Below are 15,364 nucleotides of genomic sequence, written 5' to 3'. Positions count from 1 at the left end.
GGCACGGCACTGCGGGGGACCGCGCCGGTAAGGGGCCGTGTCCTGTCCTCACCGCGGGGCCCGTCACGGACCGTGACCGCAACGCCGGGCATACATGGAGCTGGCGGACCCGGACCGGGCCGCCGCGGCACCGCGGTCAGGCGGAGCGGAGCGTCTGGCGGGTGGGCGGCTCGCTGCCGGACTCCGCCGCGTGCGCCGCGTAGTTCTGCCCGATGCAGACCACCGCGCCGGGCCGGGCGACGCGTCGCGGGCCACTCCCCGCGCTGACCCGCGGCCCCGGCCGGGCGGGCGGCGGACGGCACCGGCCGCCGCGGGTCAGCCGTGCTCCGGAGCGATCAGCCACGCCACGAGGGTGCGCCACTGCTCGGGCCGGTCGGTGTCGCGCGGCCCCACGAGGTAGACCTCCTCGACGAGGTCCTGCGAGCGCAGGTCGTTGCGGGCGGCGAAGGAACCCACGGCGCCGTAGGTCAGGTCCAGGTCGTCGTGCCGTCCCTGATGGGTGGCAACCGCGGCCGTACGCCGCGGCAGACGCAGCTCGCGCACCGTGCCCGGCACTTCCGGTGGCAGCGGGGCTTCGAAGGGAACGTAGACGGTGGCGCGGCCGTGACCTTCGGTGAACAGAGTGTGTTCGTACCGACCGCCAGGTGGGAGGACGGAGCGCTCTCCGGGTGCCGCGTCCAGGTCTCGCATGGCTTCGTCGTACCAGGCGAGGCCTGCTCCCTCCGGTACGTCGAGGGACACCGCCAGGACGCGCCGAGCGGGGAGTTCCTCCAGTGTCACCGTCCGCTCCGCCTGCGGGTCGAGGAGTTCCCGCAGCGCTTCGACGGCCCGCTGGGTGCGGCCGAGCCGGTCCTCGAGCCTGCGCAGGTGGGCCGCGACGACCTGCTGCGCGGTGCTGTCGTCCGGCCCGTCCGCGGACTCGGCGGTGAGAAACCGCCGCAGATCCGCGAGCGGGAGGTCCAGGTCACGGAAGCGCCTGATGGTCAGCGCCGGCCGGATCTGCGTGGGGGAGTAGTAGCGGTAGCCGGTGTCCGGGTCGACCTCGGCGGGGATGAGCAGGTCCTGTTCGTGGTACCGGCGGAGCATGCGGATGCTCAGGTGCGTGACGCGGGAGAACTCCCCGATCGTCAGTCTGTCCGCCATGGAGTGCTCCTCCTCGTGGGCGGTCCGTCGTCCGGCCGCGCGTGGTCAGGGGGTGATGGTCAGCACGGCGATCTTCCCCCGTACGTCGCGCTCGAAGGCGAAGCGGAGGGTGACCGGGCTGCCGGGGAAGTCGCCGGAGACCTGGGCGACGGCTCGACAGGCGGTAGGGGTGCCGACCACCTCCAGCAGGTCGTAGTCGACGTTCGGCGTCTCCTCGCGCCAACGGCGCACTTCCGCGAGTCCTCTCAGGCTGCGCCCGTCGTCGTGCACGACGGCGTCGTCGCGGAACAGATCGAGGTAGCGCTCGGGGTCGGGGCCCGTCACCGCGGCGACGTACTCCTCGACGAAGGCACGGATGTCCTGCACGGCTGTCTCCCATGTCGTGACGGTGAAGGTTCACACGGTGCGGATGGTGCCGCCGTCGACCACGTGCTCGGATCCGGTGATGCCACTGGCCCGGTCCGAAACCAGGAACGCGATCGTCTCGGCGACCTCTTCGGGCTCCGCGGGCCGGCCCAGCGGGCTGCCGCCCAGTACCCGCATCAGCTCGTCGAGCGCGGCCTCGCGGGTGATGCCGCCCTCGCTCATCCGGCGTGCCAGCAGGCCCTCGGCGCCGTCGGTGCGGATGAAGCCGGGAGCGACCGAGTTGACCCGGACACCCGCCGGGGCCACCTCGTTGGCGAGACCCTTGCTGTACGTGGTCAGGGCACTCTTGGCCGCGGCGTAGGCCAGGGTCGAGTCGTGCAGCGGCATCCGGCGCTGGATGGAAGTCACGTGCACGACCGCGCCCGAACCACGAGCCACCATGCCGGCGACGATCGCGCGGTCGAGCCGGACCGCGGGCAGAAGGTTGAGCGACAGCTCCTGCGCCCACCGCTCGTCGTCGAGCGCCGCGTATCCACCGGCAGGAGAGCGGGAGCCGCCCACGACGTGCACCAGGATGTCCGGCACGCCGACCAGCTCGGCCACGGCCTCGGACGACGCCTTGACGCCCTCGGGTGTGCTCAGGTCGGCGGGCACGAAGAGCACGTCGGCCCTCTCCGGAGCCGTGCGGGCGATGGAGACGACCTTCGCCCCCGCCTCCCGCAGCAGCCGCGCCGTCGCCAGCCCGGCTCCCTTGCTGCCGCCGGCCACCACGGCGACGCGTTCATCGAGATCATTGCTGTTCATGTCCGCCAGCGTGGACCCTCTCCCGGGGGGAGACTCAAGCCCGGCAGCGGCCTGCCTCCGGTCCGTCGAGGCGTCGACACGGTCCCGGGTTCCGGTCGGGGCGTCGGTCGTGCACTGGTGCCCGAGCCTCCGGGAAAACGCCGCAGCGGACGCACGCGACGCCGGCTCCACGATGCTGACGCCGACCTGTTGGCGCCGAAGAGCGCGGTCACGGGAGCCAGAGCCGACCTGCGAGCGAACGGTTCCTGTGTCGAGGTGGGCGACGGCGACGGTTCTGGTGTGTCCTGGCCCGTCTTTGCCCGGGTCGAGACGGCCAATGGGGACGGAGCCCCGGGCGGACGCGGACGACTCACCGGAGTCGCTCCCGGCGAGGGCGCAGGCGGTGGCACCACCGCTCAGGATCGCGATCGACGTCACGGTCCACGCTGATGCGGCGTCGACTGGCCTGCGACGACGTCGTTGCTCCCGGAATCGAAGTCAGAGATCATCGCGCATCTCGACGGTGCGTCCCTTCCTGGTCGTCGACCGTTTCCCTGTCCCGGATGGCGAGACGCACCTCACACCTGAGCGGCGTCACGTATCAGGTCACGGATGGTCAAGTAGGGGTGTAACGGCGGAACAGTCCTGAGCTGGAACCGGCCGACTTACGCCCACGAAGGAGGTTCCACCCATGAGCGCACTCACCGACCTTCTGTCGGTCGACGGCATCCGGCTCGACGTAGAAGCGGAGGACTGGAGGTCCGCCGTTCGCGCGTCCGGGCAGGTGCTGGTCGACGAGGGCATCAGTACGGCCGAGTACACCGAGGCGATGGTACGGAACGTCGAGGAGAACGGCCCGTACATCGTCATCGCCCCGGGGTTCGCCCTGGCCCACACCCGCCCCTTCGAGGCGGTGCTGAAGACCGGTATGTCCTGGGTGAGGCTGGCTTCCCCCGTGGCCTTCGGTCACGAGACCAATGATCCGGTGCACCTCGTCGTGGCGCTGGCCGCCGTCGACTCGAAAGCGCACACGGCGGCGCTGGCGGCGCTGGCGAAGGTACTCGCCGACGGCGACAACGTCCGCGCCCTGCAGCAGGCGACGAGCCCCGAGCACGTTCTGCGGGTGCTCGAGGGTGAGCCAACGGGCGCCGACGGCCAGGGCGGCTCACCGGCCGCCTCGGTCAAGGAGGCCGCTCCGGCCCTGTCGGAGCAGAAGATCCTCACCGTCTGCGGCAACGGCGTGGGAACCAGTCTGTTCCTGAAGAACACCCTGGAGCAGGTCCTCGACCGCTGGGGCTGGTCCCGTCAGGTGTCGGTGGAGGCCACCGACACCATCTCCGCCAAGGGGAAGGCGTCGGAAGCGGTCGCCATCCTCACCTCTCAGGAGATAGCCAGAACGCTGGGTGACGTCGGCATCCCCGTGAAGGTCGTCCGGGACTTCAGCAGCACCACCGAGGTCGACGCGGTCCTGCGCGACACCTACGACGTGTGACGAGAGGCAACCTGTCATGGACTGGGTCATAGACATCGCGAAGTTTCTCGTCAACGAGATACTCAGCCAGCCCGCCTACCTGATCGGCATCATCACCGCGGTGGGCCTGGCCGCCCTGAAGAGGTCCGTCGGGCAGACGGTCGGCGGCGCCATCAAGGCGACCCTGGGCCTGCTGCTGGTCGGCGCGGGCGCGGGGCTGGTCAGTTCGTCCCTGGACCCGCTGGGCCGGATGATCCAGGGCACCACCGGCACCCACGGCGTGATTCCGACCAACGAGGCCATCGTCGGCATCGCGCAGAGCGAGTTCGGTGCCCGGGTCGCCTGGCTGATGATCCTCGGATTCCTGGTCAGCCTGGCCCTGGCCCGGTTCACGCCGCTGCGCTACGTGTTCCTCACCGGCCACCACATGCTGTTCATGGCGACCCTGCTGACCATCGTCATGGCCACCGCCGGGCAGGGCTCGGTCGCGGTCGTACTCGGCGGCGGCGTGCTGCTGGGCATCCTGCTGGTCGCCCTCCCGGCCTTCGCGCACCCCTGGACGAAGAAGGTCACTGGCAACGACACGCTGGCCATCGGCCACTTCGGCACCGCCGGCTACATCGTGTCCGGCGCCACGGGGCAGCTCGTGGGCAAGAACAGCCGCAGCACGGAGGAGATGAAGCTGCCCGAAGGGCTGCGCTTCCTGCGTGACTCCATGGTCGCCACCGCTCTGTCGATGGTCCTCATCTACCTGGTGATGTCCCTGCTGTTCCTGGCCAAGGTCGGCCAGGACGCGGCGTTCAAGGCGTTCGCCGGCAGCGGCGGTGACCCGGCGGCCAACGTGGGCAACTACATCATGCAGTCGGTGATGCAGGGCCTCCAGTTCGGTATCGGCGTCGCGGTCATCCTCTTCGGCGTCCGCACCATCCTCGGTGAACTGGTGCCCGCCTTCCAGGGCATCGCCAGGCGTGTGGTGCCCGGTGCCAAGCCGGCCCTGGACGCACCGATCGTCTTCCCGTACGCGCAGAACGCCGTACTGATCGGGTTCATCTTCAGCTTCCTGGGCGGCCTGACGGGTCTGGCGGCCCTCATCTGGGTGTTCAACCCCGCCTTCGGACTGGCCCTGGTGCTGCCCGGCCTCGTGCCGCACTTCTTCACCGGCGGCGCGGCCGGTGTCTACGGCAACGCCACCGGCGGACGCCGCGGCGCCGCGGTGGGCTCCTTCCTCAACGGTCTGCTGATCACGTTCCTGCCGGCGATCCTGCTCAAGGCACTCGGCTCGTTCGGAGAGGCCAACACGACCTTCGGCGACGCCGACTTCGGCTGGTTCGGTGCCGTGCTCGGCAGCATCGGCAAGCTCGACGGAACCGTGGGTCTGATCGGCATGCTGATCTTCGGTCTGCTCATCCTGGCCGGTGCGTGGATCATGCAGACGAAGGTCGTCGACCGTGGCTGGATCCCGGGCGGTGGCATCACCGCCGCCCCCGCGGACGCGGCCGCCGTCGTTCCCGCACAGGCTGCGGGGACGGCGACGTACGCGAAGATCGCCCCACCGCGCGGCGCTCCCACACCGCCGCCCGCTCCCTGAGCGGTCGTTGGCGGACGGCCCGTGGGCGGCGTGCCGTGACTCCGGGAACGCGAGACGGCCGGCCGCGTGTCAGCGACCGGCCGTCGAGGAATGCGACGAGGTGTGACGTATCCGGCGCTCTTCGGACCGCAAGCGACGCCTCAGACACATCGAACGGAGGAGTGCGCGCCGCCGAGTAGTCCCCTCGCGCGCCATTTCGCCCGTCGGGCGGCCGGGGGCTCTCCCGGCCGACCGCCCGACGGTGCTCTTTGTGGGCGTCGGACACTCAGGCCGTGGCCTGTGCCGCCTCGTTGATGAGGCGCGCGACATCGCCGGGACGCGAGACGCTGACCGCGTGCGAGGAGGTCAGGCTCATGACCGTGGCGTCCGCACGTTCGGCCGTGAAGACCTGGGTCTGCGCCGGGATGTTGCGGTCCTCGGTGGCCACGAGAGCCCAGGAGGGGATGTCCTTCCAGGCCGCGGCCGAGCCGCCCTCCGCCAGCGCGGCATCGGTCACGGGCCGCTGGATGGCTGCCATGACCGCGGTGGTCTCCGCGGGGGCTTCAGCGGCGAACTGCTGAGGGAACGCGCTCTGCTCGATGTAGAGGTCCGCGGCCCGGCTTCCGTCGGGCAGCGTGACGGGCACCGGGCGGAGCACGTCTGCGAGCGTGCTGCCGGGGAACTTGCCGGACAGTGTGACGGCGCTCTCGCCCACGTCGGGCAGGAAGGCCGCGACGAAGACGAGCGCCTTGACGTTGCCCAGTCCCTTCGCGGCGACGCTCATGACCGAGCCGCCGTAGGAGTGGCCCGCCAGGACCACGGGGCCGTCGATGGCGGCCACGAGTTCCCTCACGTACGCGGCGTCGCTGGTCAGGCCGCGCAGCGGATTGCTTGCGGACACCACGTTGTAGTCGTGGGACTGGAGCCTTTCCACCACGCCGTTCCAGCTGGACGAGTCGGCGAAGGTGCCGTGGACGAGTACGACGGTGGGCTTCCCTGGTGTCATCGGGTCGACCTTTCCACTGTCCGTGCGAGAACGGTGTCACTCATGGCGTGCCCCCTCGGCTGGACATTCCGGAGAACATCCTTTTCACCCTGAGACCGCACGGAGGCTTGAGGTGTGACGCACACCGCCACCGCAGATGTCCGTCCGTGGGGCAAACGCTCGGAGAGACCGTGTCACAGACGCGGCCCGTGATCGGTCCGTACAGTGACTCCGAGTGGGACAGGTGACACTGTGCGTTTGGTTTTCTTGGTTTCCCGAGCGTCAGGGATGGCGCGCGCGGCACACCGAGCTGCGTCGGTTCTCCGCGCCAGGGTGCGGGGCCCGGCACCGCACCCGCAAGCCGGGGTCGGCAGCATCACACCGGGACCGGGTTGGCAGCACGTGGGCGGTCCTTTCCTCAGCCGGGCCCACTGTCTCACCGCGCTGGCGGCCTACCGGGCCCACGACCCGGGGCACGAGTACGGCTACGGCACGGACGGCGAGGGCACTTGGAACGTGTACCTCAAGGTACTTCCGACGCTCGGGCCGGACGGCACCGGCACCGCGCCGAGCGGGCGGCGCCGCCCGGCGCTCCGGATCGTCCGTCCCGATGAGTACTGACCGACGGCCGCGACAGTCCCCGGCCCGCAGTTCACCCCCTGCGGCCGCCCCGTCCCTCGGGGCTACGGAAGCGCCACGGTCGGCCCGCCCCGGGGCTACGGACCCCCAGGGGGCTCCCACGCATCGCCCTACGGCATTCCAAGGGCGTCGCAGGAGGACGCAGGGTGTGCACTGGGAGGAAGAAAGGGCGGAGGCCGGACTCACCCACCCTCCGAGCGACCGCTTCGCCCGCACGGCAGGTACGAGTAAGGCGATCCGCCGGTCGGCACTGCAAACGCCCCGTGTCTCTCAAGAGGGACGGTAACCAATCCAGGGGTAGACCAGAAACGGCGCCGTCGGATCAGCCTACGGAATTCGCGGAGGGCACGGGCGCGTCCCCGTCCCCCGGAGCGTGGTCGCGCCCCTGCCACCGGGGGTGGCACTCGCTGGGTATGTGGGTGCTGACGTCACCCGGCGGTCCGGTCCGGACCGGTGCTCTCCTGCCGCAGTACGCGCACGTCACTCACGGCCGCCGCGAACGCCTCGGGACGTTCCTGTGGGAGATTGTGACCGGCGCCGGCCACCTTGCGGTGCAGGCGGGGCCCGGTGAAGTGCCGGGCCGTCGAGGAGCCGTCCGTAGCGGGGAAGTTGCCGTCGGCCAAGCCGTCGAGGGTGATCGTCGGCACGGGAACCGGTGGGAGACCGGCGAGACGTGCTTCGAGCTCCGCGTACGCATCCGCGCCGGGCGCGAAGCCCAGTCGGTGCCGGTAGGAGTGGACCACGACGTCGGTGTAGTCGGGGTTGGCGAAGGCCCTCGCGGTCCGATCAAGGTCGCGCGCGTGGAAGGCCCACTCGGGGGAGTTGCGTTCCCAGATGACCCGAGCGACCTCCCGGGGGTCGGCGGCCAGACCGGCACGGCCCCGTTCGGTGAGGAAGTAGTAGAAGTACCAGAACCCCGCCTCGCGTTCGGGCGGGAGGGGCTGCGTCGCGGCGCCGATGTCCTGAATGAGATAGCCGTTCACCGAGACCAGGCCGAGGACGCGCTCGGGCCACAGAGCCGCGGCGACGCACGCGGCGCGCCCTCCCCAGTCGTAGCCCGCGAGATAGGCCCGCTCGACGCCCAGCGCGTCCATGAGGGCGAGGACGTCGGCACCGAGCGCTGCCTGTTGTCCGGAACGGGGAGTCGACGGCGACAGGAAGGCCGTGGGTCCGTGGCCCCGCAGGTAGGGGACCACGACGTGGAAACCGTGTCCCGCCAGCAGCGGGGCCACGTGCACGTAGCTGTGGACGTCGTAGGGGAAGCCGTGCAGGAGCAGGACGGTGTCACCGCCCTCGGGGCCCGCCTCGTGGTAGGCGACGTCCAGGACGTCCGTCCGCACATGCCGGAGGGGGGTCAGTGACTGGCGTTCTTGCATGGTGATCCTCTGTGCTCCGCGTCAGGGGGGACAGGCTGGGAACCTCGCCGCTCAGTTCCTCGGGAACGGCGAGGTTACGGATCACAGACCGCATACCCGTCGGAAGTGTGACAAGGGGGTCGGCGCCAGCGCTGGTATCCCGACGATCACGGGCTGTGGCCAGCCTGTGACGAACCACCTCGCGGACGCCGTCGGAGACGACGGTCGTCGTGGGGCTTCTGCTCTGATCCCTGCGGCGAGGACCCACGCTCTCGCCGCCGCCGACCACCACCGGGCGTTCGGAGACCTCTCTCGACCGTTTGCCCGCCCATCCGACGTCCGCAGCGCGGGACGCGCGACACCGGCAGGAGTAGGCTCGTTGTCGTCACTGCCTTCTGGCCCAGTGCGGGGGTGCGTGGTGCTCGGTCGCAGCCGTGATCGTCAGACCGTGGAACAACTGGCGGCGCACGTAAGGGACGGCCGCAGCGCCGCCCTTGTGGTGCGGGGAGAGGCCGGCATCGGCAAGACCGCACTCCTCGACCACCTGGCCGCCCACGCGCAGGGCTGCCGCACGGTCCGTGCCGCGGGCAGCGAGGCCGAGATGGAGCTGCCGTTCGCCGGCCTCCACCAGCTCTGCGCCCCCCTGCTCGACGACGCCGACCACCTCTCCACCCCCCAGCGCGAAGCACTCGACGTGGCGTTCGGTCTCGCCGCCGGACCCGCCCCGAACGCGTTCCTCCTCGGATTGGCGACTCTGAACACGGTCGCGGAGGCGGCCAGGGAGAGACCGGTGATCTGTCTGGTGGACGACGCCCAGTGGCTCGACCGCGCGTCCATGCAGGTGCTCGGGTTCGTCGCACGGCGCCTGCAAGCGGAATCGGTCGGTCTCGTCTTCGCCGTGCGGGACCCCGACACCGAGCGGCTGCTCGAAGGGCTGCCGGCGCTGACGCTCGAAGGACTGCCGGAGGACGAGGCCCTGGCCCTGCTGCGTTCGGTGATACCCGGACCGATCGACGCGCACGTCCGCAGCCGGATCCTCGCCGAAGCCCGGGGCAATCCGCTCGCCCTGATGGAGCTGCCGCGTGGCATCACCATGGCCGATCTGGGCGGCGGCTTCCCCCGCAGGGCGTCCAGGCCTTCGGCGAGCCGCATCGAGGAGAGCTTCCGGGACCGGATCGGGTCCCTGCCGCCCGCCACCCGGCGCCTGCTGCTCCTCGCGGCGGCCGATCCGCTCGGCGACGTCACCCTGCTGCGTCGAGGAGCGGAGCGTCTCGGCATCTCCATGGACGCGGCGTCACCGGCCCTGGCACTCGGACTGATCGAGATCGGCGCCCGGGTCCGCTTCCGTCATCCGCTCGTGCGCTCGGCCTGCTATGACCACGCGAACGAGTACGACCGCACCGAGGCCCACCGCGCCCTGGCCGAGGCCACCGACCCGGTGCGGGACGCGGACCGCAGGGCCTGGCACCGCGCCCTGGCCACCGTGCTCCCCGACGAGGATGTGGCCGCCGAACTGGTGCGGTGCGCCGACCGGGCGCGCGCGAGGGGCGGGCTAGCCGCGGCGGCGGCCTTCTTCGAACGCGCCACGGAGCTGACCCCGGACCGTAGGACGCGATGCGCGCGTGCCCTGACGGCCGCCGAGGCGGCATTCGACGCGGCATCGGTCGACACCGCCTACCACCTGGCCAGGGCGGCGGAGGCCGGCCCCCTCGACCCGCTCCAGTTCGCCCGGGTGCGGCGGCTGCACGCGCGGATCGTCTTCGCTCGCAGCCGCGGCAGCGAGGCCGCGCCGCTTTTCCTGGAGGCAGCCGACCGCCTGGCTCCGCTCGATGCGGCGCTGACCCGCGAGGCGTGTCTCGAGGCCTTGGCGGCGGCCATCTTCGCCGGGCGACTGGGCGGCGGGACAAGCGTACGGGAGGCGGCGGACTTCGCCCGGGCCGCTCCTCGCGCGCCCGGTCCGCCCAGCCGCGTGGACCACATTCTGGAGGGGGTCTCGACGCGGTTCACGGCCGGTTACGCTGCCGCCGTTGAACCGCTCAGGGGTGCTCTGCGGGCCTTCCAGCGGGAAGCCGGAGGCGGACACGTGGACACCGCCCGCTGGCTGTGGCTGGCCTGCCCCGTGGCCCCCGAACCCATCGCGCCGGAGCTGTGGGACGACGAGGCGTGGCACGACCTGGCGGACAGTGCGGTCAGGCTCGCCCGCGGTGCCGGCGCGCTCGCGTCGCTCCCCGTCGCGCTCACCTACCGGGCCGGGGTGCACCTCCAGGCCGGTGAGTTCGCCGAGGCCGCCACCCTGATCGACGAGGCGGACGCGCTGAGCGTGGCCACTGGCAACACCCCGCCGGACTACACGTCCCTGTTGCTGGTCGCCTGGCGCGACGACGAGCACCAGGCGAAGAAGGCGATCGACGAGGCGGTTCGGACGGCGACCGACAAGGGCCAGGGGCGGGCCCTAGGGCTGGCTCACCACGTGACCGCCGTCCTGTACAACGGCCTGTCCCGGTACGACGCCGCGCTCGCCGGTGCCCGGCGGGCCTGCGCGTACGAGGACTTCGGCTTCTTCGGCTGGTACCTCGTCGAGCTGGTGGAGGCGGGCGCGCGCAGTGGTGCGCGGGACGCCGCGCATGACGCGCTGGACCGGCTCACCGAGACGACGGAGGCAGCCGGGACGAACTGGGCGCTGGGGGTGCAGGCGCGTTCGCGTGCGTTGTTGGAGAAGGGAGGAAACGCCGAGAAGTCCTATCGGGAGGCCGTCGACCGGCTGGGCCGCACCCGGCTACGGGTGGAGCTGGCCCGCGCGCATCTGGTGTACGGGGAGTGGCTGCGGCGGGAGAACCGAAGGGGCGACGCCCGGGAACAGCTACGGACGGCGTACGACATGTTCACCGACTTCGGTGCGAGCGGGTACGCGGCCCGTGCCGTCGGCGAGCTGCGGGCCACCGGGGAGACGGTGGCGCGGCGCGGCACGGCGGCCGGGACGGCCCTGACCCCGCAGGAGGCGCACATCGCGGGGCTCGCCCGGGACGGGCTGACCAATCCGGAGATCGGTGCGCAGCTGTTCCTCAGCCCGCACACGGTCGAGTGGCACCTGCGCAAGGTGTTCACCAAGCTCGGGATCAGTTCCAGGCGGCAACTGCGCACGGTGCTCGCCGAACGGCGGACGACGACACCCGGCTGAACGGGAGACGCGCACGGCGGTGCATGTCAGGACGACCGCCACCGCAAGACTCGCTTGCCCGCGAGACAGCGCGACCGCGTGCCGAAGGAATGCCGCACCGCCGGCACGACCCAGCGGCTACCGTCCGCCTTCCGCGGCATCCGGGATCCAGACAACCGACACCGACAACCAGCCCACCGCAGGGTCGTCACAAAACGAGGGGCCGTCCAGTCAAACAGGGTGAAGAGACTACGGACCACGTGCGTCGCTGATCCCACGCCAGGCCCTCCGGGCTCACGACTCAGCCGGAACGGAGACGAGATCATGCTGCTCGAGATGGACCCTCCCGGGCTTGAGGCCACTGCCCGTGCCGAGCTGGCGGACCGGAGCGGCCCGGCGGGCGACGGCGCCGCGCAGATGGTGAACGGGCCGAGGACTGACAGCCGTGCTGTTGGCGCCCAGTCGGTGACGTGGCTGATCGGAGTGCCGTTCCGTGCTGAGGGCTCCCGCCTCGTCTGGATGTACTACGTGGTGGACGGGGCCCGCGACGATCTGCACGCGGTCCACGCGGCGATGGAACGTGCCTACAGCGCGAAGGAGAAGCAGGCCCGCGGAGCCATGGGCGCGGCGACGGAGCCCCTCAAGATCCAGCGGATCATGCGGGACGCCATAGGCCGCATCACCCTGGACGCCGGTCAGCCGTGAAACACGACTGTCGCGGTCGATCCGTTGGGCGATGACCGCGATCACAGACCCGCGTGACACTCCCGCACGACCCGCCGATACCGGGGTGATGATCGGGGACAGCGGACGGCAGCGGCCGTCGGCGCTCAGATGAAGCCCGGTGGTGACCCGGCTCCGGGAGCGGCCCAGTCCCCTCTCCTTCTGCGCACCTCCACCAAGCGGACGACGGCGCTTGCTTCGCGTCCTCACATTCTTCCGGCTTGCGTCGTCATGTTGCTGAGGGAAGCGACTGGAGCCCCGGAACGGAGCGAGGAAATGAAGGTTCTCATCGCGGGTGGGCGCGGCCGTGTGGGGTCCCCCCTTGCTGACAACCTCGGATAATTCTTCGAGATGAAGAGCGTCGATATGGAATGGTCACGTTTGACGTCATCGGTGAAGGCGTCACGAACGTGTGGCTGATGTTGAATCCGGTGAAGCTAACGAATTGGCCACTCGACTGACTGGTCGTTTCAGAATGTGTCAAGCTGCGGGTCTGTTCGAGGGCAGACGACAACAGCGGAGCAGACCGCTCCCGACGGTCGTCCGGAACAAGATCATCACGAACCCGGATATGCACCCGGTTCAAGCCGGTGTGGAGAAGAGCCGCGTTGTGGAGTCCGGCTCGGGCCGACTGCGCACGAAGCCAGACAGCGTCACGGCGGACAGCGCGTACAGCAATGGTCCTGTCGCGAATACTTGCGACGACGCGGTACCCGGCTTTCCCTCCCGGAGTGGGCGGTGCCGGATTGCCGGGTCGGTCACCGTTCCGTGTTCACCCGCACCGGATCTTCGGCGTCCGACGGGCCGACGCGCCTCGGTGATCGGAACGCGGTCCGAGCTGCACGGGCAGGCTGCGGTGCTCGCCGCAGCCTGCCCGCATCCGCCACGCCCAGGCCCCCAGGCTGAACCGGCAGCGATGCCGGGACTCAGTAGTCCCAGACCGTCGGCACGAAACGGAAGGCGTTGCCGGCGGCCGCCACGTGGCAGACGGACGGGAACGGCAGGTGGCTGGCCATCAGGTGCTCACCGCTCGCCGCCATCTCCTCCAGCAGCCGCATCCGCACCCGAGCCGATTCCTCGGGGTCGTGTTCGAACCCGTTGTACCAGCCGGGCTGGTCGAACCCGCACTGGAACACAGCGTCACCGGCGAACGTCAGCCGCTCTCCACCCGACTCCAGACGGACGATGCTGTGACCGGGAGTGTGACCCCCGGTGCGCTCGATCAGTACGCCGGGCGCCACCTCGAACTCGGTCTCGAAGGGGCGCAACTGACCCCGGTAGACATCCAGGAACCGTGCGGCGGTCGTGACGAGCGTCTCGGGCACCGGCGCCGGCATGGCGGTGCGGGAGAAGTCGGGCGCCTGCCAGAACTCGGCTTCGGCGGCGGCCAGGTGGACCCGGAGGTCCTTGCGCAGTCGGCCCCGCAGGCCCTCGACGAGCAGTCCCCCGATATGGTCCATGTGCAAGTGTGTGAGCACCACGTCGGTCACGGACGCGGGATCGATCCCGGCGGCGTCCAGCCTCATGGCCAACTGACCGGCCCGGGGGAAGCCCGGGAACTCCGCACCCAGCCCGGAGTCGATGAGGATGGTCCGGTCCCCACTGCGGACCACGGACACGTTCAGCGGGTAGTCGATCACCTCGGGCGGCAGGAAGTTGTCACGGAGCCAGGCCGACAGCTCGGCCTTGTCGGCGTTGGTGGCCAGCGTCCCGGGGTCGATCGCCAGCACTCCGTCGCTGATCACTGTGACATCGATGTCGCCGACCTTCAGCGCGTAGCGCGACGGAACTGCCTCGTCCCTCATCGGTGCGTCGGGGTGTGCGACGTTGATCTGGTTCATGTGGTCGTCCTCTGGAAAGCGTCGACAGAAGTCATCGACGGAGTGACGAGGTCACTCCGTCCTACGTTCTCCAAGACAGGCCACGATCAACGTTTGTGACGGCCCATCACATAACCCACACGTTCGTGTGAAACTCGTCGCAGCGATGCCACAACATGATCACGCAGGTGTCGTGAGCGAGATGTCAGACAACGCCGCGGCATTCGGGCGTGATACGGGACCGGCCGCCGCCGTTCGACCTCGCGGATCAGGGCCGACCTGCCGTTGCGGCAGTTCCGGCTCGGCGATCCGTAGTCTCGTCAGGCCCACGCACCTCGTACAGGTCGAGATACGTCCCGGAACCGATCCGGCCGCGAGGGTGCCGGCGGCTCAGGTGAGTGCCGCGCGGACCGCCTTGAGGTATGCATCGACGTCGTACACGGCGTGTGAGATGGCCGGATAGCGCTTGATCATCGCGTCGTAGGCCTCGGGGCCCGAGTCCGAGGCGGTGGCGTCGGTGAAGACGGTCACGTGGTAACCGCGTTCCATGCAGCTACGGGCCGTGGACTCGACGCACATGGTGCCGATCATCCCGGCGATGGCGATGTATTCCACCCCGTGCTGACGGAGCTGCACGTCGAGGTCGGTCGTGGCCAGGACGTCGATGTTCTTGTGCGGCGCGATGACGATCTCGCCCCGGGCGGGAGAGAGGTCCGGGTGGAACTGCGCGCCCCAGCTGCCCTCCTCGAACATGCGGTTCTCGAACATCACCTGGTGGATGCCGGCCGGGCGCTTCCAGGTGGTGTAGTCCTCCTCGGTGTATGACATGGGGGCGAAGAACACCGGGAGGCCCAGTTCGCGCGCACCGGCCAGCAGCCGCTTCAGGTTGTGGAAGGTGCCGATCCTGTCGAACTCGGCCTGGTAGAACGGGTATCCCTTCCCGTCCTCGTGGAATACCTCGTTCGTCGTGTCGATGAGGAGCAGCCCGATCCGGCCTGCTTCGTACGGTGTGCTGGTCATGGGGAGGAGCTTTCGACGTTGTTGTGACGCTTTTACCCAATGACCACCGGGACGTCCGGAGTGTTACACGCCGGGGTGCCGGAAGCACGCTCCCCGCCACACTGCGACATCCGCCGGGGGAGTACATCGCGTCTGGACCGTGCACCCGACGCCTGTAGACCCGGCGGCCAGCATTCACATTTCTTCGTGGTGTTACACGTTTTTGCGTGTATCAAAGCGTTCGTGACCGACAAGCCCCTTACTGGCTCTAACAAAAGCTGCTGATCATGAGGCTGTCGGCCTCTCTGCTCGTATGTCTGGGAAACCGTCAGTCGCGGCCGTGGATCGTGTCGGAT

Annotated in this window: 13 protein-coding genes; 5 read left to right on the top strand and 8 right to left on the bottom strand. The window is 69.9% G+C overall.

Translation table 11 applies throughout. The features are described 5' to 3' along the window. Positions 1–136 precede the first annotated feature (136 nt). Genes ACZ56V_RS38395 through ACZ56V_RS38380 form a run of 4 tightly spaced genes read right to left on the bottom strand, consistent with a single transcriptional unit; the run spans position 137 to position 2,313 of the window. The gene (locus ACZ56V_RS38395) at positions 137–343 is read right to left on the bottom strand and encodes a hypothetical protein (protein WP_468948382.1); all 207 of its coding nucleotides are present in this window, start codon (positions 341–343) and stop codon (positions 137–139) included. Beyond that, positions 316–1,143: a MerR family transcriptional regulator gene (locus tag ACZ56V_RS38390; protein ID WP_468948380.1), complete on the bottom strand. Its 828-nt coding sequence runs from the start codon at positions 1,141–1,143 to the stop codon at positions 316–318. The genes ACZ56V_RS38395 and ACZ56V_RS38390 overlap by 28 nt, the downstream gene beginning before the upstream one ends. A 45-nt stretch (positions 1,144–1,188) precedes the next feature. Continuing rightward, positions 1,189–1,509: a nuclear transport factor 2 family protein gene (locus ACZ56V_RS38385; protein ID WP_468948378.1), complete on the bottom strand. Its 321-nt coding sequence runs from the start codon at positions 1,507–1,509 to the stop codon at positions 1,189–1,191. A gap of 30 nt (positions 1,510–1,539) precedes the next feature. Continuing rightward, the gene (locus ACZ56V_RS38380) at positions 1,540–2,313 is read right to left on the bottom strand and encodes an SDR family oxidoreductase (RefSeq protein ID WP_468948376.1); all 774 of its coding nucleotides are present in this window, start codon (positions 2,311–2,313) and stop codon (positions 1,540–1,542) included. 670 nt (positions 2,314–2,983) lie between these two features. Here ACZ56V_RS38380 and ACZ56V_RS38375 point away from each other — a divergent pair. Together ACZ56V_RS38375 and ACZ56V_RS38370 are read left to right on the top strand one after the other, a co-directional pair. Beyond that, positions 2,984–3,784 (top strand): PTS sugar transporter subunit IIA, encoded by an 801-nt coding sequence (locus ACZ56V_RS38375; RefSeq protein WP_468948374.1) that lies wholly within the window; start codon positions 2,984–2,986, stop codon positions 3,782–3,784. Between the two features lie 16 nt (positions 3,785–3,800). Further along, on the top strand, positions 3,801–5,351 hold the full coding sequence (locus tag ACZ56V_RS38370) for a PTS ascorbate transporter subunit IIC (RefSeq protein WP_468948373.1): 1,551 nt from the start codon (positions 3,801–3,803) through the stop codon (positions 5,349–5,351). A gap of 265 nt (positions 5,352–5,616) precedes the next feature. On the opposite strand, the gene ACZ56V_RS38365 is transcribed toward ACZ56V_RS38370, so the two are convergent. Next, entirely contained in the window at positions 5,617–6,336 is a 720-nt protein-coding gene (locus ACZ56V_RS38365) for an alpha/beta fold hydrolase (protein ID WP_468948371.1), read from the bottom strand. A gap of 381 nt (positions 6,337–6,717) precedes the next feature. Here ACZ56V_RS38365 and ACZ56V_RS38360 point away from each other — a divergent pair, with 381 nt between their 5' ends. Further along, positions 6,718–6,936, top strand: a complete 219-nt coding sequence (locus ACZ56V_RS38360) for a hypothetical protein (protein ID WP_468948369.1) — start codon at positions 6,718–6,720, stop codon at positions 6,934–6,936. Positions 6,937–7,382: 446 nt separating this feature from the next. On the opposite strand, the gene ACZ56V_RS38355 is transcribed toward ACZ56V_RS38360, so the two are convergent. Beyond that, entirely contained in the window at positions 7,383–8,330 is a 948-nt protein-coding gene (locus ACZ56V_RS38355; protein ID WP_468948368.1) for an alpha/beta fold hydrolase, read from the bottom strand. A gap of 382 nt (positions 8,331–8,712) precedes the next feature. On the opposite strand from ACZ56V_RS38355, the gene ACZ56V_RS38350 reads away from it, so the two are divergent. Both ACZ56V_RS38350 and ACZ56V_RS38345 read left to right on the top strand, forming a co-directional pair. Next, positions 8,713–11,487, top strand: a complete 2,775-nt coding sequence (locus ACZ56V_RS38350; protein ID WP_468948419.1) for a helix-turn-helix transcriptional regulator — start codon at positions 8,713–8,715, stop codon at positions 11,485–11,487. Between the two features lie 303 nt (positions 11,488–11,790). Further along, positions 11,791–12,171, top strand: a complete 381-nt coding sequence (locus ACZ56V_RS38345) for a hypothetical protein (protein ID WP_468948366.1) — start codon at positions 11,791–11,793, stop codon at positions 12,169–12,171. Positions 12,172–13,115: 944 nt separating this feature from the next. Here ACZ56V_RS38345 and ACZ56V_RS38340 read toward each other — a convergent pair. After that, entirely contained in the window at positions 13,116–14,030 is a 915-nt protein-coding gene (locus tag ACZ56V_RS38340; RefSeq protein ID WP_468948364.1) for an MBL fold metallo-hydrolase, read from the bottom strand. A gap of 369 nt (positions 14,031–14,399) precedes the next feature. Continuing rightward, positions 14,400–15,029: a cysteine hydrolase family protein gene (locus ACZ56V_RS38335; RefSeq protein WP_468948362.1), complete on the bottom strand. Its 630-nt coding sequence runs from the start codon at positions 15,027–15,029 to the stop codon at positions 14,400–14,402. Positions 15,030–15,364: the final 335 nt, after the last annotated feature.

It is taken from the genome of Streptomyces sp. NPDC034099 (assembly GCF_055575415.1).
Note: the sequence above shows the minus strand (reverse complement) of the source record. Positions and strands in the feature narration are given on the sequence as shown.

Coding starts and splice junctions, on each gene's coding strand:
- ACZ56V_RS38390 (WP_468948380.1), bottom strand. CDS start 1,143: ATGGCGGACAGACTGACGATCGGGGAGTTCTCCCGCGTCACGCACCTG.
- ACZ56V_RS38380 (WP_468948376.1), bottom strand. CDS start 2,313: ATGAACAGCAATGATCTCGATGAACGCGTCGCCGTGGTGGCCGGCGGC.
- ACZ56V_RS38375 (WP_468948374.1), top strand. CDS start 2,984: ATGAGCGCACTCACCGACCTTCTGTCGGTCGACGGCATCCGGCTCGAC.
- ACZ56V_RS38370 (WP_468948373.1), top strand. CDS start 3,801: ATGGACTGGGTCATAGACATCGCGAAGTTTCTCGTCAACGAGATACTC.
- ACZ56V_RS38365 (WP_468948371.1), bottom strand. CDS start 6,336: ATGACACCAGGGAAGCCCACCGTCGTACTCGTCCACGGCACCTTCGCC.
- ACZ56V_RS38355 (WP_468948368.1), bottom strand. CDS start 8,330: ATGCAAGAACGCCAGTCACTGACCCCCCTCCGGCATGTGCGGACGGAC.
- ACZ56V_RS38345 (WP_468948366.1), top strand. CDS start 11,791: ATGCTGCTCGAGATGGACCCTCCCGGGCTTGAGGCCACTGCCCGTGCC.
- ACZ56V_RS38340 (WP_468948364.1), bottom strand. CDS start 14,030: ATGAACCAGATCAACGTCGCACACCCCGACGCACCGATGAGGGACGAG.
- ACZ56V_RS38335 (WP_468948362.1), bottom strand. CDS start 15,029: ATGACCAGCACACCGTACGAAGCAGGCCGGATCGGGCTGCTCCTCATC.